Origin of the sequence: Janthinobacterium sp. MP5059B (assembly GCF_001758645.1) — a bacterium.
Taxonomy (GTDB): Bacteria; Pseudomonadota; Gammaproteobacteria; order Burkholderiales; family Burkholderiaceae_D; genus Janthinobacterium; species Janthinobacterium lividum.
On record NZ_LRHX01000019.1, the window covers coordinates 12,635 to 36,171 of the forward strand.

Genomic DNA, 23,537 nt, shown 5'->3' on the forward strand with positions numbered 1-23,537 from the left:
TCATGCTCCTGGTTGTGGTTCAGGCAAAGAAAAACCCGCACTTGGCGGGTTCGATTGGGTCTGCATTTCAGCAGGGTCCTGCTGGTCAGGCATGCCAGGAGGTGCTTGCGCATCCATCTGGCCAGGGTCATTCGGGTCTGGCTCTTGCGGGACAACCTGATCCTGTTGCTCCTGCTGGATGGCGGCCAATTCGGTGCCCTCGGGTACTTCGGATGGCAATGGGGTTGGGTTGCTGAGCATGCTTTCGATGGTTTGTGCCACCATCAGCCGGATTTCCTCCGGAGTCATGGCCGCGCTGGTTAATTGCAGGCGCTTGGTCTCGGCGTCATAGGCCTTGATATTCAGCTCGCGCTCCTTGGCCTCGTTCTCTTCGCGCTTGTTGTGCACCTGTTCCATGGCTTCATCGGCCTCGGTCTGAGCATCGTGTGCGTGCTTCAAGGCTTCCTTGAGCGATTCTTCCATCTGTTTCATCTGCTGCATCAGCTGCTCAGGCTTCGGCGCCTTGTTGGTTTCCGGGTCAAGAATTGCCTGCACCGCAGGTGGCGCCATGGCGGTCAACACCTGCGCAAGCTTGTCGGCGTGCGGAATATCCAGATTGCGCGCCCATAGCGGCGCGATGGCTGGCGTCAAATCCGGATTCGTGCGCATCACCTCGCCCAATGCCGTTTGCGCCTGACTACGCTGGGTCGAGAATGACGAGCCGACCACCACGCGCACGTCGTAGTCACCGACATTCGGATTGATGATGATGCCCTGGTCTGTATCTTGCAGCGCTTCTTTTTGTTCCGGATCGATGGTGACCGTGCCGGGCTTCGCGTCGATGCCCATGATGCGCTGCTGACGCTTGGTATCGATCAGCTTGGTGGACATCTGCACGGCTATGCGACCCACCTGGCCAAGCGAAAATGCCAAGTTCTGCGGGAAATGACTGGTTGATGCCTCGCCTTGCTGCTTTCGCGCGTCGATAGCCACGCCGGACGACTCATTGCTCGGCGCACCCAGGTTAGCCTGGTACATGCCGATGCTTGCCTCAAGATCATGTAGTGCGTCGGCAGCGCCAACTGCATGGTTTTGCAGGTTGACGGATACATTCGGGCGCGATGGTGCCGCAATGGAGTTGCCGCGCTCATCCTGGTCGTGATAAGGCAGGTAGGCGCGCGAATCCAGTGAGGCACGGTCCCAAAGTTGCTCCAGACCTGTGATTGCGCGCGCCGGAACAATCCACGGCGCCTTGGGTGCGCTGCCCATGTAGGCCAGCAATTCCGACTTGTGATAGTTGTAGGCCCGCTGCGGGTTCATCGCGCGGCGCGGGATGCCGCAATAGCGCATGACGCCATTCTCGATACCCCAGTAGCCATACACCGGCACGATGCCAATGGAATCGGCCGGGTATAAGCCTTCGCTGTCGTCCTTGTTCTTGGGCGTCTCCAGGATGCCAGCGCCGGACATGGTGCGCCACTTGACGCACTCGTATTTGTCCTTGTACACGCGCTGCAGGGGGAGCTGTACGCCGGCGGCCTGGCACGCGGCCCAGTATTCATCCTCACTGCCGGCCTGGTCCTCGCCGTCGGTGCCGGTCCAGATGCTGATCCGACGCGTCTTTTCTTCCTTGTACCACTGCTCGGCCACGATGATGGATTGCCGTTCACCTTCGCCGCATGACTGGCGCTCAGCACCAAAGCTCTTTTTCTCGGCCTTGGCGCCGTACTTGCGTTCAAACTCTCGCTGGCTCACGGCGGTCAACAGGTAGCCGAAAGTGGCATCGCTACCGTCGAGCTGCACGCTCCACGGGTCGAACACCACGCGCAGCGGGTCGGCAACAGCGCTGATGCGCGGTTCCTGGTAGCCGAGCGCGCGGTCGACATATTCAGGGCGCACCACCAAGTAGCCAACGCCTGTACGGGCGGAAGAGGTCAGCGCGATGCCGTAAGCAGCCTGCGCGCGGCTGGCGTATTCGATGTGACGCAGCATGCCGTCGAGCTGCTCACTGACCTTGACGTCGGCGCCGGAGCCGACAGGTACGGTATGAATTGCCGGCGGCGACTTTGTAACTTGGCCAGCCACGTTGGCGACGTACTGGCCAACGTGATCCATCACCAGGCACGGCCGCGCGCCGCCCGGGTCGAGCTCACGGGACCGCTTGACCGCTTCATCCCATTGCTGCGGGTTCGATGGGTCGGAAAAGCGCAGGTCTTCCTCAATCTGCTGCCGCTGCTCGCGAGTCGCGCTCATCGCGTCCTCGTACAGCTCCTGCGCTTCCTGGAAGTCATCCATTAAATTGCCCTTGCTCCTGATGCTGCTGAATTGGAAAAATCGTACATGGCGCGCTTGGGGCCGCCTTTCACGACGGCAAAGCGGCGCATCATGTAGGCGTAGCGCGTGGCTGACAGCAAGTCATCGTCCAGCTTGATGATCTTGCCGTCCTTGCGGTGGTACATACGGAACTCTTCGAACCAGTCGTTTAGGTGCGAAAAGACCTTGAAGCGGCCCGTCAGCATGCGGTCCAGTATTTCGATGACTCCAGCCTCGACGCCGTTACCGCCTGTGCCTTCGGCTTTGCCTTCTGCGGGTGGATGAGTCGCCTTGTCCTGTAGCATCAGCAGGCCCTGGGCTGCATACTGATCCCGCAACGCTTCGCCCGATCCTTTGTCGTGCTGCAGGCCGTCGTGTGGCCACGCCCATGGCAGCCAGTCGCCCCAAGGTCGAATGGTGCCCGCGAACATCAGCGGCGTCTGCTCACGCTGGCGGTGCGCCGCAGTGACGTAGATCACGTCTTCGTCCCGATCCCAGGCGATCCGAACAGCGCCGCTCGGGTGGTCCCAGCCAAAGTCGAGGCCACCCAGCTGTACCCAGTGCGACGGAATCTCGAACTGCGGCACCTTGAGCGTTTCCTCATCGATGGCGTAGATGCGCCCCGAACCGAGCGACGGTACACCCTTGGTGCGCGCGTCACGCTCGTGCGCCGGGTAGCTGGCAATGATCGCCTCCCGCTGCTCGGGCGTGTAATGCTCGGCGTCGTGGATAGTCATGGTTGTCACGTGCGTCCCTGGTGATTTATCAATCAGAAACCGCTTGACCACCGAAGACATGCCTTGCAGCGGGGTGAAGGTCATCAGCAGCATGCCGTTCGTGGCGTTGGTCCGCGTCAGGCCTTCCATGTAAATGTCTTCTGGCGGCTCCTCGTCGGGCCAGAAGAAGTCCAACGTCTCGCCCTGGAACTTCTCGCGGCCCTGGTCGTATGACTTGAAGCCAATCAGGCTTTCGCCGGCCTGCACATCACCACCGCCACCAAAACGCACCACCACGGTATCGATAGCGTCGGCCACGCCGCGCTTCATCGACTTGGACTTGATCGCATCCTTCGGGATCGAGCCGGTACCAATGGCATTAATGCGCCCACACATGACGCGCTGCACGGTGTCGCGCGTGGCCTCACTGGTGACACCAGCAGCCCAGCCGACGACTGGCTTGGCAAATACACGGCCCGGCCAGTCGTTCGGGTAGCGGCCGGTCAAGTGCATGGCGCTTTCAAAGCCAGCCGACCAGGTCTTACCCAACTGATTACCGGCGATCAGCAAGCGCTCGCGGAACGTTTTACCGGCGGCGTGAAACTCGGCCTGCTTTGCGTATGCGCAATAGGTGGCGAGTTTGTTCTCGCTGGCGTAGCGGCGCTTCAACTTCAACAACTCCAGCGCTCGTCTGCGCTGCTCCGGGCTCAATCTGGCGATATTGATGCCAGACAGATCGATTTCAGCCACCCTCGCTGCCCAGCAGCAGGGCCAGCTCTTGATCCACCTCTTCTTGCGATGGTGGAGCCTCAGGCGGTTGGCCACGGCTCAACGCAGCCAGGCGACCAGGCATCTCGCCAGATATGTTTGCCAGCTTCTGCAGCGCCGCGAACGATTCAAGCTGCGCCCTGGTCTTCATCGGGTCAACTTCATCGACCAACTCGAGCTGCTGGTTTGCCATGCGGGACAAGCGGTGCGATGACGCGGCGCTGATTTCGGCAGCCGACGCCATGTGTTCGCTGGTGTTCGTCAGCTTGCGCGCCAGGTCCGAAACGATCTGCTGCTTGGCGAACGGCAATGCGCCGAGCTGTTCGGCAAAATGCTTTGCCTTGGCATCGGCCTCAACTTTCATTTCAGCTAGAGCCAGCAACGATTTCGTCGCTTTTTTCGGCTCGGCTTTATTCGGCTTTATTCTTCGGCGTAATGACGATTCGTTGACGCCAAATTCTTGCGCCAAGGCGTTGATCGAAATGCCGTCGACCAAGTGGCGGCGCTCCACCTCCACCCACTGGTCATCGGTCAGCGACGATTTGCGACCCATGACCAGTTCTCCTATGAAAAACGACGCGCAGAATGCAAAAAGCCCGCGACCATTTCTGGTAGCAGGCTTATTTCCGGGCGCACGAAGCCCCGACAGGTCGAAATATACGCGGCTTTTTTCTTGGTTGCAAGCCCCTTTCAGCAGGCGATGCGGCTTTTCAGCAGCGAAAACAGTGATTCGATGGCGAGATCGAACACCACTTCAAAGTCCGCACGCCAGGCGTTGAACGTGTTCAGCCCATAGTGCGAAAGCACGGCGGTGCGCTGCAAAAACCGGCAAATTTCCCATACAGCGGAAAATCGACTGCGCGCACTATGAGCTTGTCCACTTCGACCTCGATATCCTCGATGGAGTGGATGCGCGCGTCGGGCGCGCCCAGGCACTCGCGCCGGGCGCCTTCGCCGACGGCGCCGCCGACGCTCATGCATTCCGCCCAGCGGTCGAGCATGCCTTTGATGCTGTCGTAGTGTTCTTGGCGCATTGAATTTCCCATTTTCAGTCTGTTTTTAATTGCACCTTTCGCCATTTTTGGAGGCGGTGCGCTGGATTTGTACCGATGACTACCGATAATCGTGCTATTCAGGATTCATGCGGGTCGGCGGGGTGGTCTTCGCCACTTTCTCGCCGTGCGGTGAATCCCATTTTCTTGGCAATGCTGCCTTGCGCCTGCACGGCGGTGTCGAGGTTCTTCTCGAGGTAGGCCATGGTGGTCAGTGGGCTTTTGTGGCGCAGCACCTTCTGGATGGTCTGGATCGGCACGCCGGATTCGGACAGCAGGGTGGCGAAGCTGCCGCGCAGGCGGTGGGGCGTGATGCCCTTGGTCTTGCAATGGGCGTTGGCAGTGGCGATAGGGCGACGGGCAAAGCCTGGCGGCTGCTGGCTGCCATCCTTGCGCGCCGTGATCAGGCCTTCGCTCTGGCGCCGCGGCTGCAGGTAATCCACCAGCCAGGCCGGCATGGGCACTGGCTCAGCTTCTTTGCCCTTGGTGATGCCAGGCGTGTAGGTACGGCGCTCCCAGTCGATCCATTCCCAGCGTGCGCTGGCGGCCTCGCTTTCGCGCAGGCCCAGGCCGAACATGAAGCGAATGGCGGTAGAGACGGCGGGGGAGCGGCGGCCGGCGCCGTCGATGGCATCGAGCCACTGCATGGCAACGTCGAGCGGCAGGATTTTGCGAGGCCGTTTCTGGGTGCTGAGCATGGCCACGTTCCATGGCCGGCGCGCCAGCATGCCCTGCGCAACTGCCCAGTTCGTCACCAGCCGCATCACGCGCAGCCAGTGGTTCGCCGTGGCCGGCTCGCGCGTGGACAGGTGTTCGTTGCGCGCCAGCTCGATGTGGCGCGCGGTGATCTCGCTGACGAGCAGGTCGCCCAGGTCGTACAGGTGCAGACGGTAGCAAGTGCTGACGCTGCGCACGTGGGCGGCGCTCGATACCGGGCCGCGCACCAGAAGCCACTCGGCAAACAGTGCGCGCAATGTTGGTACCGGCTTGCCGCCGTTCGTGCGCACCACCTCTTCATCGTAGGCGCGGCTGGCCACGGCTTCGGCACGGGCCTTGGCACGCTCGCGCGTGCTGCGCTGCACGCGGCTGCCGGCCACCTGGAAGCGGTAGTGCCAGATTTTTTTGACCTTGAACAGGGCGAATGTCATGCGGATGGTCCTTTTTTCTAGAGGTGCTCGGCCAGGCCGCGCTTGTAGGGCTGCTTGGGAGGCGTAGGGCGGGGGCGATTGTTGTCGGCGAAGCGGGTGTACATGCCTTCGTAGGCAAGCAGCACGTCGTCGATACGGCCCTGCCGATTCTTGGCCACGAAGATATCGGCGCAGCCACGCAGATGGCTTTGCGGGTTATCCACCTCATCGCGGTGCACGAAGATGACGATATCGGCGTCTTGCTCGATGGCGCCGGAGTCGCGCAGGTCGGACAGTTGCGGGCGCGCCTTGTTTGCTGCATTGCGAGACAGCTGGGACAGAGCCAGCACAACGATGTTCAATTCCTTGGCCAGCGCCTTCAAGCCCCGCGAGATTTCCTCGATCTGACTATTCCGGTTGTCGCCGGCGCCGCTCATCAGCTGCAGATAGTCGACCACCAGTAGGTCAAGGCCGTGCTTGCGCTTCACCAAGCGCGCCTTGCTGCGTACGTCCAGCAGCGTCAACGCTGGCTGGTCGTCCAGGTGCAGGCCCATGGCGTTCAATTTCACGTTGGCCACCGTGAAATTGTTCCAGTCGCCGTCGCTGAAATCACCGCGGATCACGGTGCTAAGCGGGATGCTGCCGAGCGCGGCCACGGCGCGGTCGAGCAGCTCCCCATTCTGCATTTCCTGCGATAGGAACAGCACCGAGTGCATTTCGGCTGCATTCGTGGCGATGTTCAGGGCCAGGGCGGTCTTGCCCATCGATGGACGGGCGCCCAAGATCACCAGTGCGCCACGGTTTGGGCCGCCGTTCAGCAGGCGGTCAATATCGGCAAAACCGGTAGCGATGCCGGTGTATTTGCGCTCTGCACGGTCGCCCAGCACATCGATGTGCGCCATCATGGCAGCGCTGGCCTGGATCGGCTCACGCAGGGTGCGCGTTTCAGCCAGCGCTGCCAGGGCCGATTGCGCAGCATCGAGCACTTCGCCGGCGCTGCGGCCGTCTGGCTTGAAGGCCATTTCGGACATGTCGGCGGTGGCGGCCAGCAGCCCACGGCGCAGCGCGCGGTCGCGTACCAGGTCGGCATAGCGACCGATGTTCGCCGCGCTGGGCATACTTTGCGACACGGAGTTGAGGTAGGCCATGCAGTCCGGCATGGCCTGCGCCAGCGCGGCGCCGGCCGAGATCACATCGCACTCAATGCCCTGCGAAATCTGGCGGATGATCTCGACAAAAATCGTGCGGTGTTCGTGGCGGAAGAAGTGAGCGGCTCGCAGGTCGCCCATGCGATCAACCGCACCGTTGTCGCGCAGCAGCGCACCGATGACGGATTGCTCGGCCTCGATGGCGGCCGGCATGGCGTGTTCTTCGATCATGCTGCCTCCAGGGTTTCTTGGAATTTCTCGGCTTGCTTGCCGCTCGATGTCAGGAAATACTGGCCGTCACGGTCGATGGCCCATAGCTTGAAATAATTGTTTTCGACGTACTTGCGGAACGTCGCGCGCCAGTCCTTCTGCCGCTTCTCCGGCTGAGTTCCTCCAGGCAGGAAGCGGCGGCGGAACTCAGCCCAGGCCAGCGTCACCATGTCGACCGGGAGCTTTGCGGCCTGGGTGTAGGTCCACAGCGGGGAATAGTCGCGCAGCGGGCGCTCCCCCTTGAGCTGGCAATCGTCAAGGAACGTCTGCAAGGCAATGGCCGTCAGGCGAGGCTTGGCAGCAGGCCCCGCGACAGCGGGGTTTGGGGTACTTGTTTTTAATGTAGATGTAGATGAAGATGTAGGGCCGTCTCCTAAGTCATCACCAATGGGGGGCTTTGGTGATGACTTAGGAGTGTTGTTTGGTGCGGTATTCTCGTCACCAAAACGGGTACCTTGTCCGCGCCGTTGGCGGATGTATTCGTCGCGCACGAAGCGGCTGCAGTACCACAATGGGCCTGCGTTTGACGTCACCAAAGTCACCGGCTGACCGTCACGACCTGCATGACGTGGCGTGAAAACGTAGTCCGCAGCGTTCTTGTCCGCGCCCTTGAGAACATCCTTGGCCGCCAGTTCGCGCGCCAGCTTCAGTGGCACGCCGGCCACCTGGGCCAGCTCGTTGAGGGGCCAGCGGCAGATGCCATATTCATCGGCATCGTGCAGCACGCACATGATATCGACCCAAGCTCCACGCGCTGCCTCGGAACAGCGGCGCAGCTTGGAATTGATGCGCCAGTCAGCTGGATAAAACTGGAATGATGGGCGCTTCATAAGTGCTTCTCTGGATGTGATTCTGTGGCGCCCAGATCGCCGCGATCAGGGCGACGCACGACGGTGACAGGTTGCGGCGCGCTCGGGCCGCGATGATGCGCCGTGGCCACGCTACAGGCGCAGGCAGCGATCTTGCCCTGCAATGCCTGGCGCGTCGATGCCTTGATGGTGTAGGTGATGTTGCTGAGCTCGATGTGGGCCAGCAGCAGGCTGGCGAAATGCTTGCGCATGTTGCATTCCATGCCGGACTCTTCCAGATCAAAGCCAGCGCGCTCGCAGATCTGGTAGAAGGTGCCGGGACCGGCCAGCAGCGTTTGCAGCACCAGGTAAGGACGGGAGCCGACATACGGCATCAAGCGCGCCGTCATTGCCGCACCTGCGCAGCCTGGGGCTTCATCGAAAACGCGGAGTATGTTATTCTTGGCATGTTCGTTTTAAGTAAGAGTTTTAGGAAGCCCGCCTTGTACGCGGGCTTTTTTTCGTTCGCGCTTACTGCGCCTGCTGGAACAGCGTTTCTTTCAGGAGGTAACCTTCGAGCGCCCAGATCTTCTGCTCGGCGTTCAGACGTGCCACTTCCTGGCCGATTTCGGCGTCAAAGTTTTCCGGACTGGCACAAGCGCTTTCGCCGGTGACGGTGAAACCATTGCGCAGCACCAAGACGCAGAACGTCAGCAGATGCAGCGGCGGGGTCGAGCCATCGTCGACACCGCCATCGATGGCCGCGCCGCGCACACCGTCAGCGGCCGTGAAGTAGTGCGTCTGTGCGATGGCTGCTTGAATGTCTGCTGGCGTGATGCGCGGCGCAGTCTTGCCCTTGGCCTGGATTTGCTGCTCGATTTCTCGATCGTTCATATTTCGCTTTCGATGTGTCGCCCGACCCGGTGAGCGACTGCCCGTCTTTCTCGTGCTTCCTTGCTCTGCATCTGCTGCACTTTTGATGAAGCGCAGACCAGATATCTGCCTGCGCGGCCATCCTGTAGCTGTCGGGGACTACGCCCCGCTACGACGGCGGGTCGGACGTATTCATGTATTTGTCCGCCGCCTCGCGCAGCTTGTTGGTGTCGCGATACAACTGCGAACCAGCTTTAAGCCGCGCTGGCCCGTCCGGCTGGGCCTTGGCTGCCAGGTTGGCCCTGTCGCTCAGGCGCCACACGCACACCGCGTGCAGCGCGTAATCCGCTGCCGTCGCTCCTTGCTTCTTCATCCTGCGCCTCTTCTTTCTGCGCCGGCTCCACTGGCCGGCCTATCGGTCTGATTTCGTACATCGGCTCTGCCTCTATTCCGTTAAACCCGCATGTGCATCTTGGGGATGACGCCAAAACTCGGACGGCATGGCAGCAACTGGGACCGGCGGCGCGGACCGACATTGGACCCTTCGCGGCGGCTGCCTTGTTGGCTACCATGGCGTTGCTGGCGGGCCCAATGCAACAGGCTCTGGCGGGCCTGGTCACTGCGCGTGACGCCAGCTGCGGCGCACGCCTGCAAGATGGTTTTTTCTTCCTCGGGGTCGAGGTAGGTTTTCAATAACTTCGTGCGGGTGGTACTCATGGGGTTTCCTTTTAAAAGTGGATCTGGACTACGGGTATTGCGGTACTAAAAATAGGGTGGGATACACCAACGTGTTAAATTACTAATTCCACAAAGCAATCAACTTGAAAGGTGTATCCCATGACTATTTGTCCTTACTGCGATCAGCAAATCGGATCTCTGACCATCCAAACTCCCACCGGGTATGCGGCAGGTGGGAGCTGGAAATGCATCACTCTGAATTGCCCGAAATGCCATAAGGTGCTTTCGGCACAGATCGACCCGATCGCTATCAAAACGGACACGATCAACGCCATCAAGCAGCGGTAGCTGACCGGCAGCCACATTCTGCTGTGCCACCTGAGCTTGCGCAGACAGGCGAGTGGCGGGCTTCCTGGCATCCCGCCAGGCCATCCACACCCAGAGGACGCTGTGGCGGCTCGGGGGCAACTGGCTGCAGATTTGCCTCGAACGCAGATAAGCCAGCCCTAAAAGCAAGAGCGGCTGCTTCGGCTGCATCTGATGGCCCCACTACGAAGTGGGCACTGGAGTTCGCAATAACCTGCGTCAGCAACACCACCAGCGCGTCCCGGTCACGATTTGCGAGCTGGCTGCCGCTGCCGCCGACGGTGAACTGACCACCAACCTGTCCACCCGCAACATCTTCGCGGCGTGGCGAGTTTGCCAGGCGCGTGCGGTTCGAACCGAAGGGCATGCCTTCCACCTTGATCAGCACGCCGAACAGCTTGGCGACCAGGTGGACGGGGAGGACGCGCCAGCGCGCGTGGGTGGTGGTGCGGTTCATGGCTTTTCCTTTGGATCGAGCGATGGCGGGATGGCGGGCAGCACGACGCTGCGCGGCGGCACGGTGTCGAGGATATTGGTGGGGGATGGAGGCTGCCGGCCGGCGTGGCCCATAGAAATCTGGGCGTGTGCGTGAACTTCATCGGCAAATTGATTCAGCCTTATGAGAACTGAGCTCTTTGGGTCATCATGATCGCCAGAAAGAATCCTGCTAATAGTCGGCTGTTTGACCCCCGCACGCTCTGCAATCACTGCTTGCGAGTATCCCTCAGCAACTAGAAATTTCACGAGTTCTTGGGGTGTTCTGAGGGGCATGGCACGCATTCATATGGTTAAGTACGCCCATTTTTATACGAAAACGTATTGCTGTCAATGCGGTATCACATAAAACATTGAAGCGGACTATTCGCCCGCGTATATTTCAAACATGAAAAAGGCATCAATGTTGTTTGTAAGGAATAATTTGAAATGGCTGATGGGGGAAAAAATCAGCCCGTATGCGCTCGCCTCTGAGACTGGTGTGCCACAGCCAACTATATTTCGCATATTGACCGGCGAGAGTGATGACCCTCGCACAAAGACGCTGCAGCCCTTGGCGAAGTACTTTGGAGTTTCAGTTGCGGACTTGAGGGATCGGGACCTTGCCACATTTCAAACTGAACTCATCCAGCAGGAAGGCGTCAAAGCTGTTGCGGAAGACATGCCACTTTTGGATGCTAGGCAGCGTGAGTGGCTTGGCCTTTTGCATCACTTGGGGAGTGATGATATTGCCGAATTTTCAGCAATGATAAGGTCCAGGCAAGAAAGAAATGTGAGGCTGATAGAAGAGCTAGAAAACTCTATGCATCCAAGAAAGCCCAAAGAGATGTCTTGGGATTCTCTGGATGAAAATTTCCATGGCAAAAAACAAAGCTCGCAATCTTCGTAGTAGGAATTGTCCTACAATGATATTAGCAAATTTGTTATGTATAAGTCAATTATTTTCCAAATTGGACATAATGAATAAATTATTCCTTGCCGCATCAATTTGCATTGTCTCTGGGTGCGCGACTCAAACAGGGGTTATTTCTACTGGTCAAGACTCGTACATGATACTGAACCAAGGTACCGGTTTCTGGACATCGCCAAGCACATTGGTTGCGGATGCAACACGCGAGGCAGGGAATCATTGCGCTGCCCAGAGAAAGCAGATTGAAATACTGGCCACGCAAGAGCGCCCAGTCGGGTTGCGCCCTGGCGCATATCCTGAGGGTGAAATCCGCTTCCTCTGCAAATGAGCAATTAACGATATCTTTGCAATCGCGAGCCATTTAGAAGTGATGTAGCGAGACGCCGACGCTGCAACACCTCTTTTCTCGGCCGAAATCAAACAGCCCCCTCAAAAAAAGACCCGCCTATGCGGGTTTTTTTTCGTCCTTCATATACGAACCAAATACAAAGAAGATGCAATGCGAAAAATTATGCGTTTTCGTATTGACACAAACAATACGCATACGTATAGTTCAATTCAAGAGCGAGAATTCGCGATCTCAAGATCGTTTCAAAAAATTTCACTTAAGGAACCTGCCATGACCAGCACCGTTGCAGCGCATTTAACCAAAGCGGCCGATTTCGGCAGCCAATCCTTCATCCCGCCAGCCTTCCAGCCTGGCTTTATCCCTTCTGCCATCGGCGCCGCTTTTGCCGGCGGCATCTATGCCGGCATCATCCGCAGCGTGGATGGCGGTCCTGATCAGCACTTGGTGCTGGTTGACGGGGAGGGCGTGGATTTGTCCTGGGAAGCCGCCGGCACCTGGGCCGAATCCGTGGGCGGCTCGCTGCCGACACGCGCCGAGCAGGCGCTGCTGTTCGCCAACCTGAAAGACCAGTTCAAGTCGGACTGGTACTGGTCGGGTGAGCAGGCCGGCCCCTCTTGCGCGTGGGGTCAGCTTTTCAACGTTGGCACCCAGCACGACAGCTACCGCTCGTACGAGGGCCGCGCCCGCGCCGTCCGCAGATTGCCAATTTAATCCTTCATTAATTTTCTCTTGAAGCTCGACCCACTTCTACAGTAGCCGGAGCCTTACATGAACAACACCATCAGCGTCGCAGCAGCTACCGCCGTAGACATTGCCCCCATTCCGCCTTTTAACGGCGGGGAGGGGCCTGTTGCTATCCCTGTCGCTATCGGCGAATCCTTCGGCGGTGGCATTTATGCCGGCATCATTCAAGGCCCAGCCGGTCATGCCGATATGCACCTGGTGCTGCTTCCTGGTGATGTTGTTGATGTGGGTTGGGGCGACGCCAGCGAGTGGGCGCGGGCAGTCGGTGGCGATCTGCCGTGCCTGCGTGAGCAGCGCTTGCTGGCAGTGAATTTGAAGGAGTATTTTTATCCTGAATGGTATTGGTCCAGCGCGCACGATAGCGCTTCGTCAGATCAGGCTTGGGCTCAGCATTTTGGGAATGAAAACCAGCAGCTTGGCGAAGAGGCAAACAAATGCCGTGCGCGCGCCGTGCGCCGTTTGCCTGTTGAGCATGCGGCAGAAATAGCTGATCGATCCGGCTTATCTGCCCGGCAGCCGACAACGGCGCCAGGCCCTCATGGCGTAGCGCGCGTGGCACCAACGCTGGCTTGGAATCCGCTGCATCTTCCCGGGAGCTTGACGTACAGTCTGGCCAATGATCGCGGCGAGCGCATTGCGTTTGTTTCGATAATGGCGCGCGGACTGGGTTCATCCCGTACGGCAGCTGCTCGAATGGCGTATTCCGCTGAAATGGCCGGGGCGATGCGTACGGCCAGTCTTGACTATGAGCTGTCTGGCGCTGTGGCGCCGGAAACGGTCAGCTTGATGCGCCGCCTGCTTGACGATATTGGTGCCGCATGAGCGCCAACGATTTCTTCTCAATGATCCGCCGCTGCGCCGGCGAAGCGCACGAGCATGCGCCTGGCTGCCCCGATGCGCGCGTGCACGCCTTTATCACGGAACTGGCAGGCTCGTTGCAGCACCACGACATCGTCGGCGCGACGCTGGTTTCAGGTTTGCTTGCAAGCGCACCTATCGGTGGTCCGCAATGATGGCTTTCACGGTCACTGTGCGCAGTGCAGGCCGCTTGCTGACCTATCCAGCCATCGGCAGCGATAGTTGCGCCGTGCACATGGCCGCCCTGGATCGATTCGGCGCCTGTTCCATCACCGTCAAACCAGCGTAAGGAATTGCCATGCGCAAGATGATCACCCTGCTGCACATGTATCGCCACTTCCGGCGCCTGGGCGCCGGCCAGTTTGGCGCTGCCGTCAAGGCGGTGCGTGTCTATCAGACTGGATTCTGATATGCCGCGCGCCGATCCGGACCGCGCCGCGCTGGAAATTGCGCACCACGCGCTGCAAACCACTATGTCGCTCGACGACATGCTGAAGCAGCGCCACTACGAATTGATTTTGAAATGCCTTGCCCGCCGGCACATGCAGCGCCGCGTGCGTATTGATGTGAAAAAGCTGCAAGCCAATGATCACGACTGATTTTAACCACGAGGAAACCATGGATATCAACACCCCAGCAGCACTTGCAAATACCCCGGGCGCCATTGGCGCCGCATTTGGCGGCGGCTTCTTCGCTGGCCTGATCAAAGTCGATGGCAAAGCATTCGCCCTGGTCGTGTCGCCAAAGCTGTTTGGTGAGTTCAAGGGGCGCTGGATCGCATCAGATGAAAGCGTGCCGGGCGCTGAGGATTATGCCGATGGCCTGGTCAACACGACCGCCATGGCCGCTGCAGGCAGCGAGCTGGCCAAGGCCGTGCGCGGCAGCGTCATCGAAGGCTTTGATGACTGGTACATCCCGGCACGCGACGAGTTGGAGCTGATCTATCGCAACCTCAAGCCGACAGCTCGGAAAAACTCCGCATCGTTCCGTGACGGCGAAAATCCGAGCAGCATGCCGATGGGGCGGCACTACACGGAAGAGCGGCCGGCGCAGACCGGCGTGGCCGACTTCCGCGAAGGTGGCGCACAGGCGCTGGATGCGGTCTGGCACTGGTCGAGCACGCAGGCCGGCCCCTCTGGCGCGTGGGTTCAGTATTTCCACTATGGCAGCCAGTACTTCAGCCACCGCTCGTACGAGGGCCGCGCCCGCGCCGTCCGCAGATTGCCAATTTAATCATTCATCAATTTTCTTTCACTTCGAAAGCCCAGCATGAGCAAACAACAATTCATGGCCGAGAACCTGCAGGAAGGCGAGATCTACGCTGGCCTGATCCTCGGCAAGGACGGCGCCGCCGACTATCACCTGTTCCTGCAACCAGGCGCCGCAACTGGCGTGAAATGGCAGGCGGCTATGGACTGGGCCAAGAAGCTCGGCCACAGCCTGCCTACACGCGCCGAGCAGGCGCTGCTGTTTGCGAACCTGAAACACGAGTTCGAACCGCGCTACTACTGGTCCAGTGAGCAGGCCGGCCCCTCTAACGCGTGGACTCAGACTTTCTACAATGGCTCCCAGAACGACACCACCCGCTCGTACGAGGGCCGCGCCCGCGCCGTCCGCAGATTAGAAATTTAATCCTTTAACCATTTCAACATGGCCAACCATACCGACCTGCCGATTTCCAAAGTTGCCTACGACCTGCTGGTGGTGGCAACCGACCTGACCAAAAATATGCCCCGCGACTTCAAGGCATCGGTCGGCAAGGAAATCCGCGACGAGTGCGTGCGCTTGACGGTGCTGATCTTCCGCGCAAACGTCGCGGGCGACAAAACACCGTACCTCGACAAACTGCTCGAGCGCGCGCAGGTGATCGAGCTGCTGTTCCGGCTTTCCAAGGACTTGCGCTTTATCTCCGTCGCGCAGTATGCGCGGGCCATCGCACTGACCAGCATGATCGGCAAGCAGGCCGGCGGCTGGAAGAAATACACCGCATCGTCGCCTGCATCTTCCCGGTCAAGGCCGAGTTGACTGTGCGAATTATTTAATCTGGTCGTGCCGCTGGCTCACAAGGCCACCGCTATGCGCACCACAGTAACCACCTGGCGGCGTCCAGGCAGGCCTGGCGCAGTTTCTCCACTGATCGGCATAGCCTTCGGTGGGGCGACGTAGATAGCACGAATTGACGCAGGCCGGCCCCTCTAACGCGTGGAATCAGAATTTCAACAATGGCAACCAGAACAACAACAACCGCTCGTACGAGGGCCGCGCCCGCGCCGTCCGCAGATCATCCCGATGCGGACTTCACGCTCGAGCAGCTGGCCGTCGCATATTTCGACTGCCGCCGCAGCAAGCGCAATACCCCCAGCGCCCTGGTGTTTGAGCAGCACCTGGAGCGCAACCTGATCAACCTGTTCGATGACCTGCAGGATGGCACCTACCAGCCTGGCCAGTCGATCTGCTTTGTCGTCACGCGCCCGAAAGCGCGTGAGGTGTGGGCTGCCGACTTCCGTGATCGCGTCGTGCACCACCTGCTGTACAACAAAATCGCGCCGCGCTTTTACGCCTCGTTCATCAAGGACACCTGCGCCTGCATACCCGGGCGCGGCACGATGTACGCGGCCAAGCGGCTCGAAGCGAAGATCCGCAGTGTCACGCAGAACTGGGCCCGGCCCGCCTTCTACCTGAAGTGCGATCTGGCCAATTTCTTCGTCGCCATCGACAAGGACGTGCTGCGCGGGCAGATCGCCGCTCGCGTCAGCGAGCCGTGGTGGCTGCGCCTGGCCGAGACGATCCTGTTTCACGACCCACGCGAGAACTACCAGCTGCGCGGCGCGCCCGAGCTGCTGGCGCGCGTGCCGGCGCACAAACTCCTGGTCAATCAGCCGGCGCACCTGGGCCTGCCGATTGGGAACCTGTCGTCACAGTTCTTTGCAAATATTTATTTGGACGCGCTGGACCAGCACGCAAAACACCGCATCGGCGCCCGCCACTACATCCGCTACGTCGACGACTTCCTGCTGCTGCACGAATCGCCGCAGTGGCTGGGCGCGGCGCTGGCCAACATCAACGAGTTCCTGCCGCGTGTGCTGCACGCCAACCTGAACCCCACCAAAACCATCTTGCAACCTATCGAGCGCGGCGTGGACTTCGTTGGCCAGGTCATCAAGCCTTGGCACAGCCACACTCGGCGCCGCACCGTGCACGAGGCGACCAGCCGTATTGCAGGCATCCCGGCGGTCGACGTGTTCGCGGCTGCCAACAGCTATTTCGGCCTGCTGCGCCAGGCGGACAGCAGCCACGCCGACCGTGCGGCGCTGGCGCGCGCGGTGATGCGGCGCGGGCATTGCGTCAATCAATCCCTGACAAAAACCTATAGGAGAGCAGCATGATGTACGACCTTGGGCGTGTTGAACGCCAGCACCAGGCAAACAACAAGGGCCCGGTGTATTCGTTGATCCGCAAACGGTGCGCATGTGGCAAGGCTAGTACTGCACGCCAACTGGCACAGCACGGCCGCTGTATCAAGTGCGCCAAAGGGGGGGGCATAGTCATGGGAGCCTTTTGCATATATGGCGTTAGTCGTTCGATGTGCCGGTACATCGCGAGCAAGAAAACTCCCACTCACGATTTAAAAAATGACCAAAGTTACACGATGGCAGAGTGGAGTTCGCTACGTGACGCATTGGCCGAGAGGATCTTCAAGGAAACCACTCGTCTGACCAAGATCAGTCCGGAACTCGACGCACCCCAATTCTGTCGTGATTGGTTGGCGATAGACCCGGGGAATGTTCGTGGCGCAGTGATTATGGTCCGCGGCCCGAAGACGGACAAGAATGGGAATATCGTGAAGCGTAACGGGGCGGCTGTCGAAACCTGGCTGGAGTATGAGGGCGAATGCGCTCGACGAAATGTTGTGGTGGCTCCATGAAGCGCCTGAAAGCCTATCAGGTCAGCGACGGCGAGGACATGACCGTGATTCGCTACGCCGCCAGCAGCGCGGCGGCGCGCCGCGAAGGTGGCAGAGAAATCGGTTGCGAGTGGGGTGGCGTCGATTCGTGCATGCGCACACCTGAATACGACCAGTATGCGCCTGGCCCTGTGCCGGCCCGGGCACTGATCGAGGCCGGGTGGCAGTTCGAATGCCGCCGCCACGGCTGCAGCAACTGGGCAACTCGGGACATGGAAGAATTGACGTTCAGCGCGGCCGGTGATCCGTATTGCTGCGAAGCCTGCATGGCCAGTCACTTCGCCCGGCAGCGCGCGAATGCGGCGGCGGGTGCCGCGCTGCAGGAACTGGTCGAGGCCAAGTTGCCAGGCTGCCATGTGACGGAGGTGTACGTCTACGGCTGGCGCCTGGAGGCAGCGTATGGCGGCGGCATGCGGGCGTATGTCGACTTCAGTTTTCCAGGCGGCCGATGGCCAGGGCGGTTTGTGTTCGGCGAGGAAGGCTTCCGCGTGCATGGCGATGACCTGCCTGCCTTCCAAACCCTGTATGCGCCACCAGCCGGCGAGCCTGCAATCACGGAGGCAGCATGACCGACAACGACGAAGTGCCGAGCAGCGAGCGTAGCCCTGGCGCCGCACGCGTAGCGGCGGCCCTGATCCTGATTTACGTGGCGGCGACCCTGTTGGGCGTCTTGGCTGCGATAACCTGAAAGCCGAATATGAAAATGAAAATTGCTTTGCCGAAGTGGATTGATGGCAAGAAAGGCAGCGATCCTCTGGTTGACGATCTTATCGCGTACATTGAGCAACTCGCCGCGCCCCAAGTGGTAGCGGATGAACGGGCGGCGTTTGAAAAGGCAATGAACGATTTGCGATTCTTCCCCGCTAAGCTTGACTTCAGCCGCGCGCCATCACCTGGCGGACGGGATGAATACGCGAATAAGCATCTGGAATCCTGCTGGAATGGCTGGCAAGCCCGTGCCGCCCTCGCAGCCGCCCCGGTGCAGGCGCAAGAGCCGGTGCTGGAAATGCTGCTTGAAGTCACAAGACTGGCCTATGACGCGATGGACAATGCCGAAGAGAACGAGCATGGCCTGCAATGGCATAAGCCCGATTTCGACGAGTTGAGCGCTGCCATGGACAAGCTGGAAAGCCTTCCTGATGACCAACCCGGTTATGTCATGGGGCCAGCCGCAAAAGCCGCATGGGCATTGCATAACCGCGCCCCGGTGCAGCCCGTGGCCGTGCCGGATGGCTGGCGCGATGCGGCGTTGGAATTAGCCGTGCAAGCCGTTGCCGAGCGAGCCGGGGAATCCGAAACAATCGCTGCAATAAGCGCATTTGACGCAATACGCTCACTGAAGAAAAACCGGCACGCGCTGCCGGAAAGTTCGATAGCGTCAGCAGCGCAGGGCGATATCGATGACGAAAAAGCCGAGCTTGTACGCGCTGGCCTGGCGCTGATGGTGAATTTGAAGACCGTCAAGGATGAACTGGAAACGTTGAAGGGCGATGCCAAGGATGCGGAATACCTGCGGTGGATGGTCGAATCCGGTGCGCGCATATCTTGGAGCATGGATGGTGAATACTGCAATGTATGGCTTCCCGCGGAGCGCGATGGCAAAGAATCGCGGCCCGCGGAGGGTTACCCGCAGAAATGCTACGACAGCTGGCATCGCGCCATCGAAGCCGCTATCGCTGCCAGTAGAGTAGGCGAGTGATGCGTGTATACATCGCCGGCCCCATGACCGGGTATCCGCAATTCAACTATCCGGCTTTCAACCATGCGGCGGTGGTGCTGCGTGCCGCCGGCCACATCGTGATCAACCCTGCTGAGAACCCGGTGCCAGACTGCGGTAGCTGGCTTGGCTACATGCGCATGAGCGTGGCGCAGGTGGCGAGCGTCGATTGCTTGGTGATGCTGCCGGGCTGGCCGTTCAGCAAGGGCGCGCGCATTGAGTATTTACTCGCCAAGCTGCTAGGGCTTGGCGTTACTTCACTGAAGAAAATGGGAGCACAAGCATGACCGCCACCGAAACTGACGTTCTGGCCAAGCTGGCCGAAGCAATCGAAAAAATGCAACGGCCGGCTTTGCCGCTGTCGGTTGACCTTTGGGATACCAACTGCCTGGCTACCTATTTCAAGCGCTCAGCGGCACGTGTACGCAGCGACATAGTGTGCCTGCCGACGTTCCCGCGGCCTATCCGGCTGCCGGTGGAAGGGAGATCTCAGGCGCTGTACAAAGCCCGCGAGGTGATCGCGTGGGCAGAAAAGCACACCTCATAGCTTCGCCGCGATATCGTCGGCAGTTGCGTTGTAATACGTCTGGAGCTGCCGAATATCGCGGTGTCCGACCATGCGCGCCAGATCCAGCACACCCAGCTTGCCAGCCAGGCGGGTGATGGCTTCGTGCCTGGTATCGTGGAAAGTGAGGCCTTTGACGCCAGCCCGCTCACGGGCCTTTCGGAAAAGAGCATCTAGGGAGGCGGACGAAACATCAAAACCGTCCGGCACCATCGCCCATATCTCCTGCGCGCGCGGAGATAATGCCACATCCCGAGGAAAGCCATTTTTCGTCATTTTCAACCTGGCCACGCGGCCCGAAATGTCCGCCTTGCTCAGACCGCATATTTCTCCCGCCCGCATAGCCGTTTCAATGGCGAATAGGAAGGCGAGGGCGATGCGATGCTGTTTCGTCGTTGGCGCCATGCCGGGGGCCTTTTGATCCCAGCCCAGGGCCAGGCAGATGGCGGTAATTTCGTCCTCGCTTATCAGCCTGTCCCTGGGTGGCTTGACCTTCGGCCGTGCCACATCGGTCGTGGGACTCTTCGAAAGCCACTTCCATTCCTTGCGCGCGACTGAAAACACGTGCGACAGCAGGTTCATTTCCCGATTAACCGTTGCCCCCGATACTGTCCTGAGTCGCTCGTCGCGCCAGGCGGCCACATGGGTTTCATCGACGTCAGCGATTTTCACGGTGCCAAGGGATGTGGCGCCCATGGCGGCCAGGCGGTTGACCTCCCAGCGCTTCCCGGCCTTGTTCCTGGAAACCTCGCGCTCGTAGCGCTCAAAAGCATCCTTGCAAGTTTCTTCGACAACCTTGGCCTTGCCTTCGGCCAGCTGGACGCGCTGGCTCGCTTCCCACGCGAGGGCGGCGGCCTTGGTCTCAAAGGTGCCTGACACCCGAACACCCTTGACCATGAGGCGATGTCGCCAAATCTTGCCATCCTTGACCGGAGCTGCCATTTTGGTAAATCCATTGGTAAATTTTGGCAAATGGTAGCAGTATTTCGGTGTTCTATGCCGCATTTTGCGTTTTCTACAAACGAAAAAAAACCCGCTTTCCCCTATGAAAATAGAGAAAAGCGGGTTTTGTACTGCTATGCGTTTTTTGTTCTGAGTGCCCGGAGCCGGAATCGAACCGGCACGCCCTTACAGGCGGGAGATTTTAAGTCTCCAGTGTCTACCAGTTTCACCATCCGGGCAGCGCGGCAAGATTCTAGCACAAGTGATATAGATAACGCCATGCTGCGCCGCATTTGCGTCAGTCAGGTTGATCGAGTTACTTCTCCAGATTGGTGGGTGCTTACTGGACAACGTTACGCTCGTCGGCATTGATCTCGGCAAATACAGTCTTCATGTCCACGGACAGGAGCGTTGTGGAAAATATTGCCGCGCAAGGGGGGCAGAAGCAAATAACTGATCGAGTTTTTCGCCAAATTCTACCCATACACCATTGTCATGGCGGCTTGTGCGGAAGCGAACTTCATTGATGCCGAAGCCATTTGCGCGGCGGCTAGCCGCCCCGCCATGCGTTTCGTCGCGCCCACAATGGAGGCTCAACAAACACTCCCGGCGCCGCAACGTGCGTGCCATTCTTGTAGCACGCTTATCTGGTGGCGACTGCTGACATTGGATGACGTGAACGGCACACCGGTCTGAAGGATAAGCTGGCATAAAATCGGCTGTCAAAGGTCTGGCGGCTCTTTTAAGCGGCGACAGGCGCGACCCTCATCGTAGCGAGAAGAATCATCTCCCGCCAGACGTCGGACAGATTGAAGCGAGCCTGCTTGCATCATTCACAATCAGCTTGCAAAGGGAGGGTAACCATAGGATAGATAACCATAGATTTTTATGGCCGCAAGGTCAATGTAAGGAGGGGGCAAAAATCAGCACCTCCATCTCATGCGAGGCTGCGATCATTGCAAGCCCGGCCAAGGTGCGCGAGCAAAGCGGCCATATCCTTGCCATCACTGCCCCCAAGGCTTGAATCACGCGTCCCGCACGCCGGGACGCTTCCTCAATTTCTTGTTTGAAAGTTGTCATGCAAAAAAAAATCGCTAGTACCGAACCGCACACTACTACTGCTTCAGAGGAGGGCCGTGAATTGAATGCGATCCCGCTGAGCCTTGATATCAATGTGCCGAAAGGATTGACATGGCTCGACGATACCCTGAGCGGCATTGATCTGTACGATAAGGGGTTTATTCGCCGGCCTTCCCTGTTTTTCGATCCCAGCGCCACATCCAGCCTTGGACTGGGAACCTTGAAACATCCGTATTTCACGCAGGCCCAGTTAATGCTGGTAATTAATGGAAATATGTCCGGGCAGGTACTGGGCATGAAGCGGGGAACGACCTTGCGCGTGACGGGCCCAATGGGCCTGCAACTGGACGTGTACGGTTCGCCTGGCAAGCCATTCACCATTTGTCCGTATGGCGATGCCGAAGCATTACCCATCATTACGAGTGGCGCGGTCGTCCTGAACTGGACGCTGGTGGACGGCGCAGCGAATATCTGGTCCTATCCCATGGGCGCCATCGAGCATGACTGCTGGCAAAATGAAGTGCGTCTGTGGAAGAAGACATTTTCTGGCAGCGCCGCAGCAAGCCTGATCACGGAAGGCAGCAGTGCGTACGTTAACGGCATCTTGTACGTGCGCCCCTACGGCGGTGAGGATCCACGTCTGGGACAAATGGAGGTTTCGAGTAGCCAGCATGGCATCATGATCAACTACTCGAACGTGCCGCACACCGGGCACATCCATGTCTGCGGCCTTGATGTGCGCAAGGCACGCAATGTCTCCATTTCGGTGACGCCTCCGACGTCTGGAGTGGTCGATGCCATCGTCAGTGTCACCGATATCAGCCTGGTCGGTTGCCGCGCTACCCAGGCTGGCGCCGATGGTCCTGTGCTTGCCTCGGACGGTATCGCTATCATTGGACTGTCAGACGCGATACGCCTGAAAGGGGGCTACGTGGCAGGGAACCGCATCGACGATGTACTTAACAACGCGATTGAATACAGCTGCACTTCGGGACTTATCGTTGAAAAGAATAACAGCAGCAATTGCGGCGGCAATTCAATCGTGGAGCTCTGGTCATCCAACGATAACAGCATCATCCGCTACAACTATGGCTATTACAGCACGACGCGCGACCGGCGCCATCTTGCTTATGCTTCCGGTGGTATTTGGTTCGCCAACAACTATCACAGTGCCGGCAGCCTGGCCAACAACGATGCCACGAACACCAGGAATTTCGATAACGTTGCGCATCACAATATGATTGTCTTGCCAGGACTTCGCGGAGTGCGCATATCGGGAGGGAAGGGATTGAGTGTCTATCAAAACACGATCTATTACGATGAGGCGCTAACCGATCCCGCAGGCAAGCAGCAGTGTACGGCACTTTATGTCGACGGGACTGCAGCCGATGGCTTCGTCAATTTCAGCAACAACCTTGTATATTTCAAGCGCGATCCGCTTGTGGCGCGTTTCCCCCGCATGGTCAATCTGAACCCCGGAGCCGGCCGTCCGACGGGCGACCGGAATATTTATTTCACGGAAGGAAGCGGTATGAGCGGCGACGGTTTTTACACAGGAGCTGATGGCACGACAAACAATATCGTGACCTACAAGGCGCGTATGGCCGGCAGCAGTTTTGATCAAAATAGTATCTTTGGTCCGCATTTCATAGGTAGTAACGCGACCGTGGCCAATATGGGGATGCATGACGAGAGCATGCGCATCGTGTCAGCCGGACATGTCGGGAAGGTGGTGGCGAATATCGGCAGGCGTTACTTTGACGGACAGCCTTACGCGCCCGACAATGCCACAATAGGCGCATTATCGGGACGCTGAAGCGGGGTGGCCAGCGGAC

The 23,537-nt window shown here is 59.1% G+C and carries 30 protein-coding genes, 1 tRNA gene and 1 pseudogene; 17 read left to right on the forward strand and 15 right to left on the reverse strand.

All coding sequences use genetic code 11. The annotated features are described in order from the left end of the window. The 13 genes from JAB1_RS22905 to JAB1_RS28970 all read right to left on the reverse strand — a co-directional run bounded on the left by JAB1_RS22905 (position 1) and on the right by JAB1_RS28970 (position 10,849). On the reverse strand, positions 1–2,274 hold the full coding sequence (locus tag JAB1_RS22905; protein ID WP_070281918.1) for a portal protein: 2,274 nt from the start codon (positions 2,272–2,274) through the stop codon (positions 1–3). Beyond that, positions 2,274–3,758 carry a terminase family protein gene (locus tag JAB1_RS22910; protein WP_254672230.1) on the reverse strand — a complete coding sequence of 495 codons (1,485 nt, stop codon included), beginning with the start codon at positions 3,756–3,758 and terminating at the stop codon, positions 2,274–2,276. The genes JAB1_RS22905 and JAB1_RS22910 overlap by 1 nt, the downstream gene beginning before the upstream one ends. After that, positions 3,751–4,329: a hypothetical protein gene (locus tag JAB1_RS22915; protein WP_070281919.1), complete on the reverse strand. Its 579-nt coding sequence runs from the start codon at positions 4,327–4,329 to the stop codon at positions 3,751–3,753. Before JAB1_RS22915 ends, JAB1_RS22910 begins: the two co-directional genes overlap by 8 nt. Before the next feature lie 232 nt (positions 4,330–4,561). After that, complete coding sequence (locus JAB1_RS22920; RefSeq protein ID WP_070281920.1) at positions 4,562–4,810, reverse strand: hypothetical protein; 249 nt, start codon at positions 4,808–4,810, stop codon at positions 4,562–4,564. Between the two features lie 98 nt (positions 4,811–4,908). After that, on the reverse strand, positions 4,909–5,976 hold the full coding sequence (locus JAB1_RS22925; protein ID WP_070281921.1) for a site-specific integrase: 1,068 nt from the start codon (positions 5,974–5,976) through the stop codon (positions 4,909–4,911). Between the two features lie 17 nt (positions 5,977–5,993). After that, positions 5,994–7,334, reverse strand: a complete 1,341-nt coding sequence (dnaB, locus tag JAB1_RS22930) for a replicative DNA helicase (protein WP_070281922.1) — start codon at positions 7,332–7,334, stop codon at positions 5,994–5,996. Continuing rightward, entirely contained in the window at positions 7,331–8,203 is an 873-nt protein-coding gene (locus JAB1_RS29705) for a hypothetical protein (RefSeq protein WP_139144657.1), read from the reverse strand. The genes dnaB and JAB1_RS29705 overlap by 4 nt, the downstream gene beginning before the upstream one ends. Then, positions 8,200–8,571 carry a hypothetical protein gene (locus JAB1_RS22945; protein ID WP_070281925.1) on the reverse strand — a complete coding sequence of 124 codons (372 nt, stop codon included), beginning with the start codon at positions 8,569–8,571 and terminating at the stop codon, positions 8,200–8,202. Before JAB1_RS22945 ends, JAB1_RS29705 begins: the two co-directional genes overlap by 4 nt. Positions 8,572–8,692: 121 nt before the next feature. Next, the gene (locus tag JAB1_RS22950) at positions 8,693–9,055 is read right to left on the reverse strand and encodes a Gp49 family protein (protein ID WP_070281926.1); all 363 of its coding nucleotides are present in this window, start codon (positions 9,053–9,055) and stop codon (positions 8,693–8,695) included. A gap of 148 nt (positions 9,056–9,203) precedes the next feature. Then, positions 9,204–9,407 carry a hypothetical protein gene (locus tag JAB1_RS22955; RefSeq protein WP_070281927.1) on the reverse strand — a complete coding sequence of 68 codons (204 nt, stop codon included), beginning with the start codon at positions 9,405–9,407 and terminating at the stop codon, positions 9,204–9,206. Between the two features lie 80 nt (positions 9,408–9,487). After that, positions 9,488–9,751, reverse strand: a complete 264-nt coding sequence (locus JAB1_RS22960; protein ID WP_070281928.1) for a hypothetical protein — start codon at positions 9,749–9,751, stop codon at positions 9,488–9,490. Between the two features lie 295 nt (positions 9,752–10,046). After that, complete coding sequence (locus JAB1_RS22965; protein WP_070281929.1) at positions 10,047–10,535, reverse strand: hypothetical protein; 489 nt, start codon at positions 10,533–10,535, stop codon at positions 10,047–10,049. Further along, positions 10,532–10,849, reverse strand: a complete 318-nt coding sequence (locus JAB1_RS28970; protein ID WP_071653403.1) for a helix-turn-helix domain-containing protein — start codon at positions 10,847–10,849, stop codon at positions 10,532–10,534. Before JAB1_RS28970 ends, JAB1_RS22965 begins: the two co-directional genes overlap by 4 nt. Before the next feature lie 112 nt (positions 10,850–10,961). On the opposite strand from JAB1_RS28970, the gene JAB1_RS22970 reads away from it, so the two are divergent. The 15 genes from JAB1_RS22970 to JAB1_RS23035 all read left to right on the forward strand — a co-directional run bounded on the left by JAB1_RS22970 (position 10,962) and on the right by JAB1_RS23035 (position 19,662). Continuing rightward, positions 10,962–11,462, forward strand: coding sequence for a helix-turn-helix transcriptional regulator (locus tag JAB1_RS22970; RefSeq protein ID WP_070281930.1), 501 nt, complete (start codon positions 10,962–10,964; stop codon positions 11,460–11,462). 640 nt (positions 11,463–12,102) lie between these two features. Next, the gene (locus tag JAB1_RS22975; RefSeq protein WP_139144658.1) at positions 12,103–12,543 is read left to right on the forward strand and encodes a DUF1566 domain-containing protein; all 441 of its coding nucleotides are present in this window, start codon (positions 12,103–12,105) and stop codon (positions 12,541–12,543) included. 57 nt (positions 12,544–12,600) lie between these two features. Next, entirely contained in the window at positions 12,601–13,398 is a 798-nt protein-coding gene (locus tag JAB1_RS22980) for a hypothetical protein (RefSeq protein ID WP_070281931.1), read from the forward strand. Next, positions 13,395–13,589: a hypothetical protein gene (locus JAB1_RS22985; RefSeq protein ID WP_070281932.1), complete on the forward strand. Its 195-nt coding sequence runs from the start codon at positions 13,395–13,397 to the stop codon at positions 13,587–13,589. Before JAB1_RS22980 ends, JAB1_RS22985 begins: the two co-directional genes overlap by 4 nt. Before the next feature lie 255 nt (positions 13,590–13,844). Next, positions 13,845–14,033: a hypothetical protein gene (locus tag JAB1_RS22990; RefSeq protein ID WP_070281933.1), complete on the forward strand. Its 189-nt coding sequence runs from the start codon at positions 13,845–13,847 to the stop codon at positions 14,031–14,033. Positions 14,034–14,052: 19 nt separating this feature from the next. Then, positions 14,053–14,667 carry a DUF1566 domain-containing protein gene (locus JAB1_RS22995; RefSeq protein WP_070282048.1) on the forward strand — a complete coding sequence of 205 codons (615 nt, stop codon included), beginning with the start codon at positions 14,053–14,055 and terminating at the stop codon, positions 14,665–14,667. Between the two features lie 36 nt (positions 14,668–14,703). Beyond that, a complete protein-coding gene (locus tag JAB1_RS23000; RefSeq protein ID WP_070281934.1) occupies positions 14,704–15,066 on the forward strand; it encodes a DUF1566 domain-containing protein in 363 nt (120 codons plus the stop codon). Between the two features lie 18 nt (positions 15,067–15,084). Continuing rightward, on the forward strand, positions 15,085–15,459 hold the full coding sequence (locus tag JAB1_RS23005; RefSeq protein WP_070281935.1) for a four helix bundle protein: 375 nt from the start codon (positions 15,085–15,087) through the stop codon (positions 15,457–15,459). 197 nt (positions 15,460–15,656) lie between these two features. Continuing rightward, positions 15,657–16,820: an RNA-directed DNA polymerase gene (locus JAB1_RS23010; protein WP_175445110.1), complete on the forward strand. Its 1,164-nt coding sequence runs from the start codon at positions 15,657–15,659 to the stop codon at positions 16,818–16,820. Continuing rightward, a complete protein-coding gene (locus JAB1_RS23015; protein WP_070281937.1) occupies positions 16,817–17,359 on the forward strand; it encodes a hypothetical protein in 543 nt (180 codons plus the stop codon). Before JAB1_RS23010 ends, JAB1_RS23015 begins: the two co-directional genes overlap by 4 nt. Continuing rightward, positions 17,356–17,967, forward strand: a complete 612-nt coding sequence (locus tag JAB1_RS23020) for a hypothetical protein (RefSeq protein WP_070281938.1) — start codon at positions 17,356–17,358, stop codon at positions 17,965–17,967. The genes JAB1_RS23015 and JAB1_RS23020 overlap by 4 nt, the downstream gene beginning before the upstream one ends. Beyond that, on the forward strand, positions 17,964–18,086 hold the full coding sequence (locus tag JAB1_RS30575) for a hypothetical protein (RefSeq protein WP_275527775.1): 123 nt from the start codon (positions 17,964–17,966) through the stop codon (positions 18,084–18,086). The genes JAB1_RS23020 and JAB1_RS30575 overlap by 4 nt, the downstream gene beginning before the upstream one ends. Before the next feature lie 9 nt (positions 18,087–18,095). Then, a complete protein-coding gene (locus tag JAB1_RS23025) occupies positions 18,096–19,097 on the forward strand; it encodes a hypothetical protein (RefSeq protein ID WP_070281939.1) in 1,002 nt (333 codons plus the stop codon). Next, a complete protein-coding gene (locus tag JAB1_RS23030; RefSeq protein ID WP_083299897.1) occupies positions 19,097–19,402 on the forward strand; it encodes a DUF4406 domain-containing protein in 306 nt (101 codons plus the stop codon). Before JAB1_RS23025 ends, JAB1_RS23030 begins: the two co-directional genes overlap by 1 nt. Beyond that, on the forward strand, positions 19,399–19,662 hold the full coding sequence (locus tag JAB1_RS23035) for a hypothetical protein (RefSeq protein WP_083299899.1): 264 nt from the start codon (positions 19,399–19,401) through the stop codon (positions 19,660–19,662). The genes JAB1_RS23030 and JAB1_RS23035 overlap by 4 nt, the downstream gene beginning before the upstream one ends. On the opposite strand, the gene JAB1_RS23040 is transcribed toward JAB1_RS23035, so the two are convergent. Next, entirely contained in the window at positions 19,657–20,622 is a 966-nt protein-coding gene (locus tag JAB1_RS23040; RefSeq protein WP_070281941.1) for a site-specific integrase, read from the reverse strand. The two genes, JAB1_RS23035 and JAB1_RS23040, sit on opposite strands and share 6 nt — an antisense overlap. Positions 20,623–20,777: 155 nt before the next feature. Next, positions 20,778–20,861: transfer RNA gene (locus JAB1_RS23045), tRNA-Leu, on the reverse strand. Between the two features lie 104 nt (positions 20,862–20,965). Here JAB1_RS23045 and JAB1_RS30400 point away from each other — a divergent pair. Together JAB1_RS30400 and JAB1_RS23050 are read left to right on the forward strand one after the other, a co-directional pair. After that, a pseudogene (locus JAB1_RS30400) lies at positions 20,966–21,234 on the forward strand (IS110 family transposase); the annotation flags it as partial. A 466-nt stretch (positions 21,235–21,700) separates the two neighbouring features. Next, positions 21,701–23,518 carry a hypothetical protein gene (locus JAB1_RS23050; protein ID WP_070281942.1) on the forward strand — a complete coding sequence of 606 codons (1,818 nt, stop codon included), beginning with the start codon at positions 21,701–21,703 and terminating at the stop codon, positions 23,516–23,518. Positions 23,519–23,537 lie beyond the last annotated feature (19 nt).

Bases quoted from the DNA above. Each gene is read 5' to 3' on its own strand.
- JAB1_RS22915 (WP_070281919.1), bottom strand. From the start codon at position 4,329: ATGGGTCGCAAATCGTCGCTGACCGATGACCAGTGGGTGGAGGTGGAG.
- JAB1_RS22985 (WP_070281932.1), top strand. From the start codon at position 13,395: ATGAGCGCCAACGATTTCTTCTCAATGATCCGCCGCTGCGCCGGCGAA.
- JAB1_RS22970 (WP_070281930.1), top strand. From the start codon at position 10,962: ATGAAAAAGGCATCAATGTTGTTTGTAAGGAATAATTTGAAATGGCTG.
- JAB1_RS22995 (WP_070282048.1), top strand. From the start codon at position 14,053: ATGGATATCAACACCCCAGCAGCACTTGCAAATACCCCGGGCGCCATT.
- JAB1_RS23050 (WP_070281942.1), top strand. From the start codon at position 21,701: ATGCAAAAAAAAATCGCTAGTACCGAACCGCACACTACTACTGCTTCA.
- JAB1_RS22955 (WP_070281927.1), bottom strand. From the start codon at position 9,407: ATGAAGAAGCAAGGAGCGACGGCAGCGGATTACGCGCTGCACGCGGTG.
- JAB1_RS23010 (WP_175445110.1), top strand. From the start codon at position 15,657: ATGGCAACCAGAACAACAACAACCGCTCGTACGAGGGCCGCGCCCGCG.
- JAB1_RS22960 (WP_070281928.1), bottom strand. From the start codon at position 9,751: ATGAGTACCACCCGCACGAAGTTATTGAAAACCTACCTCGACCCCGAG.
- JAB1_RS22925 (WP_070281921.1), bottom strand. From the start codon at position 5,976: ATGACATTCGCCCTGTTCAAGGTCAAAAAAATCTGGCACTACCGCTTC.
- JAB1_RS22950 (WP_070281926.1), bottom strand. From the start codon at position 9,055: ATGAACGATCGAGAAATCGAGCAGCAAATCCAGGCCAAGGGCAAGACT.
- JAB1_RS23020 (WP_070281938.1), top strand. From the start codon at position 17,356: ATGAAGCGCCTGAAAGCCTATCAGGTCAGCGACGGCGAGGACATGACC.
- JAB1_RS22990 (WP_070281933.1), top strand. From the start codon at position 13,845: ATGCCGCGCGCCGATCCGGACCGCGCCGCGCTGGAAATTGCGCACCAC.
- dnaB (WP_070281922.1), bottom strand. From the start codon at position 7,334: ATGATCGAAGAACACGCCATGCCGGCCGCCATCGAGGCCGAGCAATCC.
- JAB1_RS23035 (WP_083299899.1), top strand. From the start codon at position 19,399: ATGACCGCCACCGAAACTGACGTTCTGGCCAAGCTGGCCGAAGCAATC.
- JAB1_RS29705 (WP_139144657.1), bottom strand. From the start codon at position 8,203: ATGAAGCGCCCATCATTCCAGTTTTATCCAGCTGACTGGCGCATCAAT.
- JAB1_RS22980 (WP_070281931.1), top strand. From the start codon at position 12,601: ATGAACAACACCATCAGCGTCGCAGCAGCTACCGCCGTAGACATTGCC.
- JAB1_RS23030 (WP_083299897.1), top strand. From the start codon at position 19,097: ATGCGTGTATACATCGCCGGCCCCATGACCGGGTATCCGCAATTCAAC.
- JAB1_RS22965 (WP_070281929.1), bottom strand. From the start codon at position 10,535: ATGAACCGCACCACCACCCACGCGCGCTGGCGCGTCCTCCCCGTCCAC.
- JAB1_RS22920 (WP_070281920.1), bottom strand. From the start codon at position 4,810: ATGCGCCAAGAACACTACGACAGCATCAAAGGCATGCTCGACCGCTGG.
- JAB1_RS23000 (WP_070281934.1), top strand. From the start codon at position 14,704: ATGAGCAAACAACAATTCATGGCCGAGAACCTGCAGGAAGGCGAGATC.
- JAB1_RS30575 (WP_275527775.1), top strand. From the start codon at position 17,964: ATGACCGACAACGACGAAGTGCCGAGCAGCGAGCGTAGCCCTGGCGCC.
- JAB1_RS28970 (WP_071653403.1), bottom strand. From the start codon at position 10,849: ATGCCCCTCAGAACACCCCAAGAACTCGTGAAATTTCTAGTTGCTGAG.
- JAB1_RS22905 (WP_070281918.1), bottom strand. From the start codon at position 2,274: ATGGATGACTTCCAGGAAGCGCAGGAGCTGTACGAGGACGCGATGAGC.
- JAB1_RS23005 (WP_070281935.1), top strand. From the start codon at position 15,085: ATGGCCAACCATACCGACCTGCCGATTTCCAAAGTTGCCTACGACCTG.
- JAB1_RS23025 (WP_070281939.1), top strand. From the start codon at position 18,096: ATGAAAATGAAAATTGCTTTGCCGAAGTGGATTGATGGCAAGAAAGGC.
- JAB1_RS23015 (WP_070281937.1), top strand. From the start codon at position 16,817: ATGATGTACGACCTTGGGCGTGTTGAACGCCAGCACCAGGCAAACAAC.
- JAB1_RS22945 (WP_070281925.1), bottom strand. From the start codon at position 8,571: ATGACGGCGCGCTTGATGCCGTATGTCGGCTCCCGTCCTTACCTGGTG.
- JAB1_RS23040 (WP_070281941.1), bottom strand. From the start codon at position 20,622: ATGGCAGCTCCGGTCAAGGATGGCAAGATTTGGCGACATCGCCTCATG.
- JAB1_RS22975 (WP_139144658.1), top strand. From the start codon at position 12,103: ATGACCAGCACCGTTGCAGCGCATTTAACCAAAGCGGCCGATTTCGGC.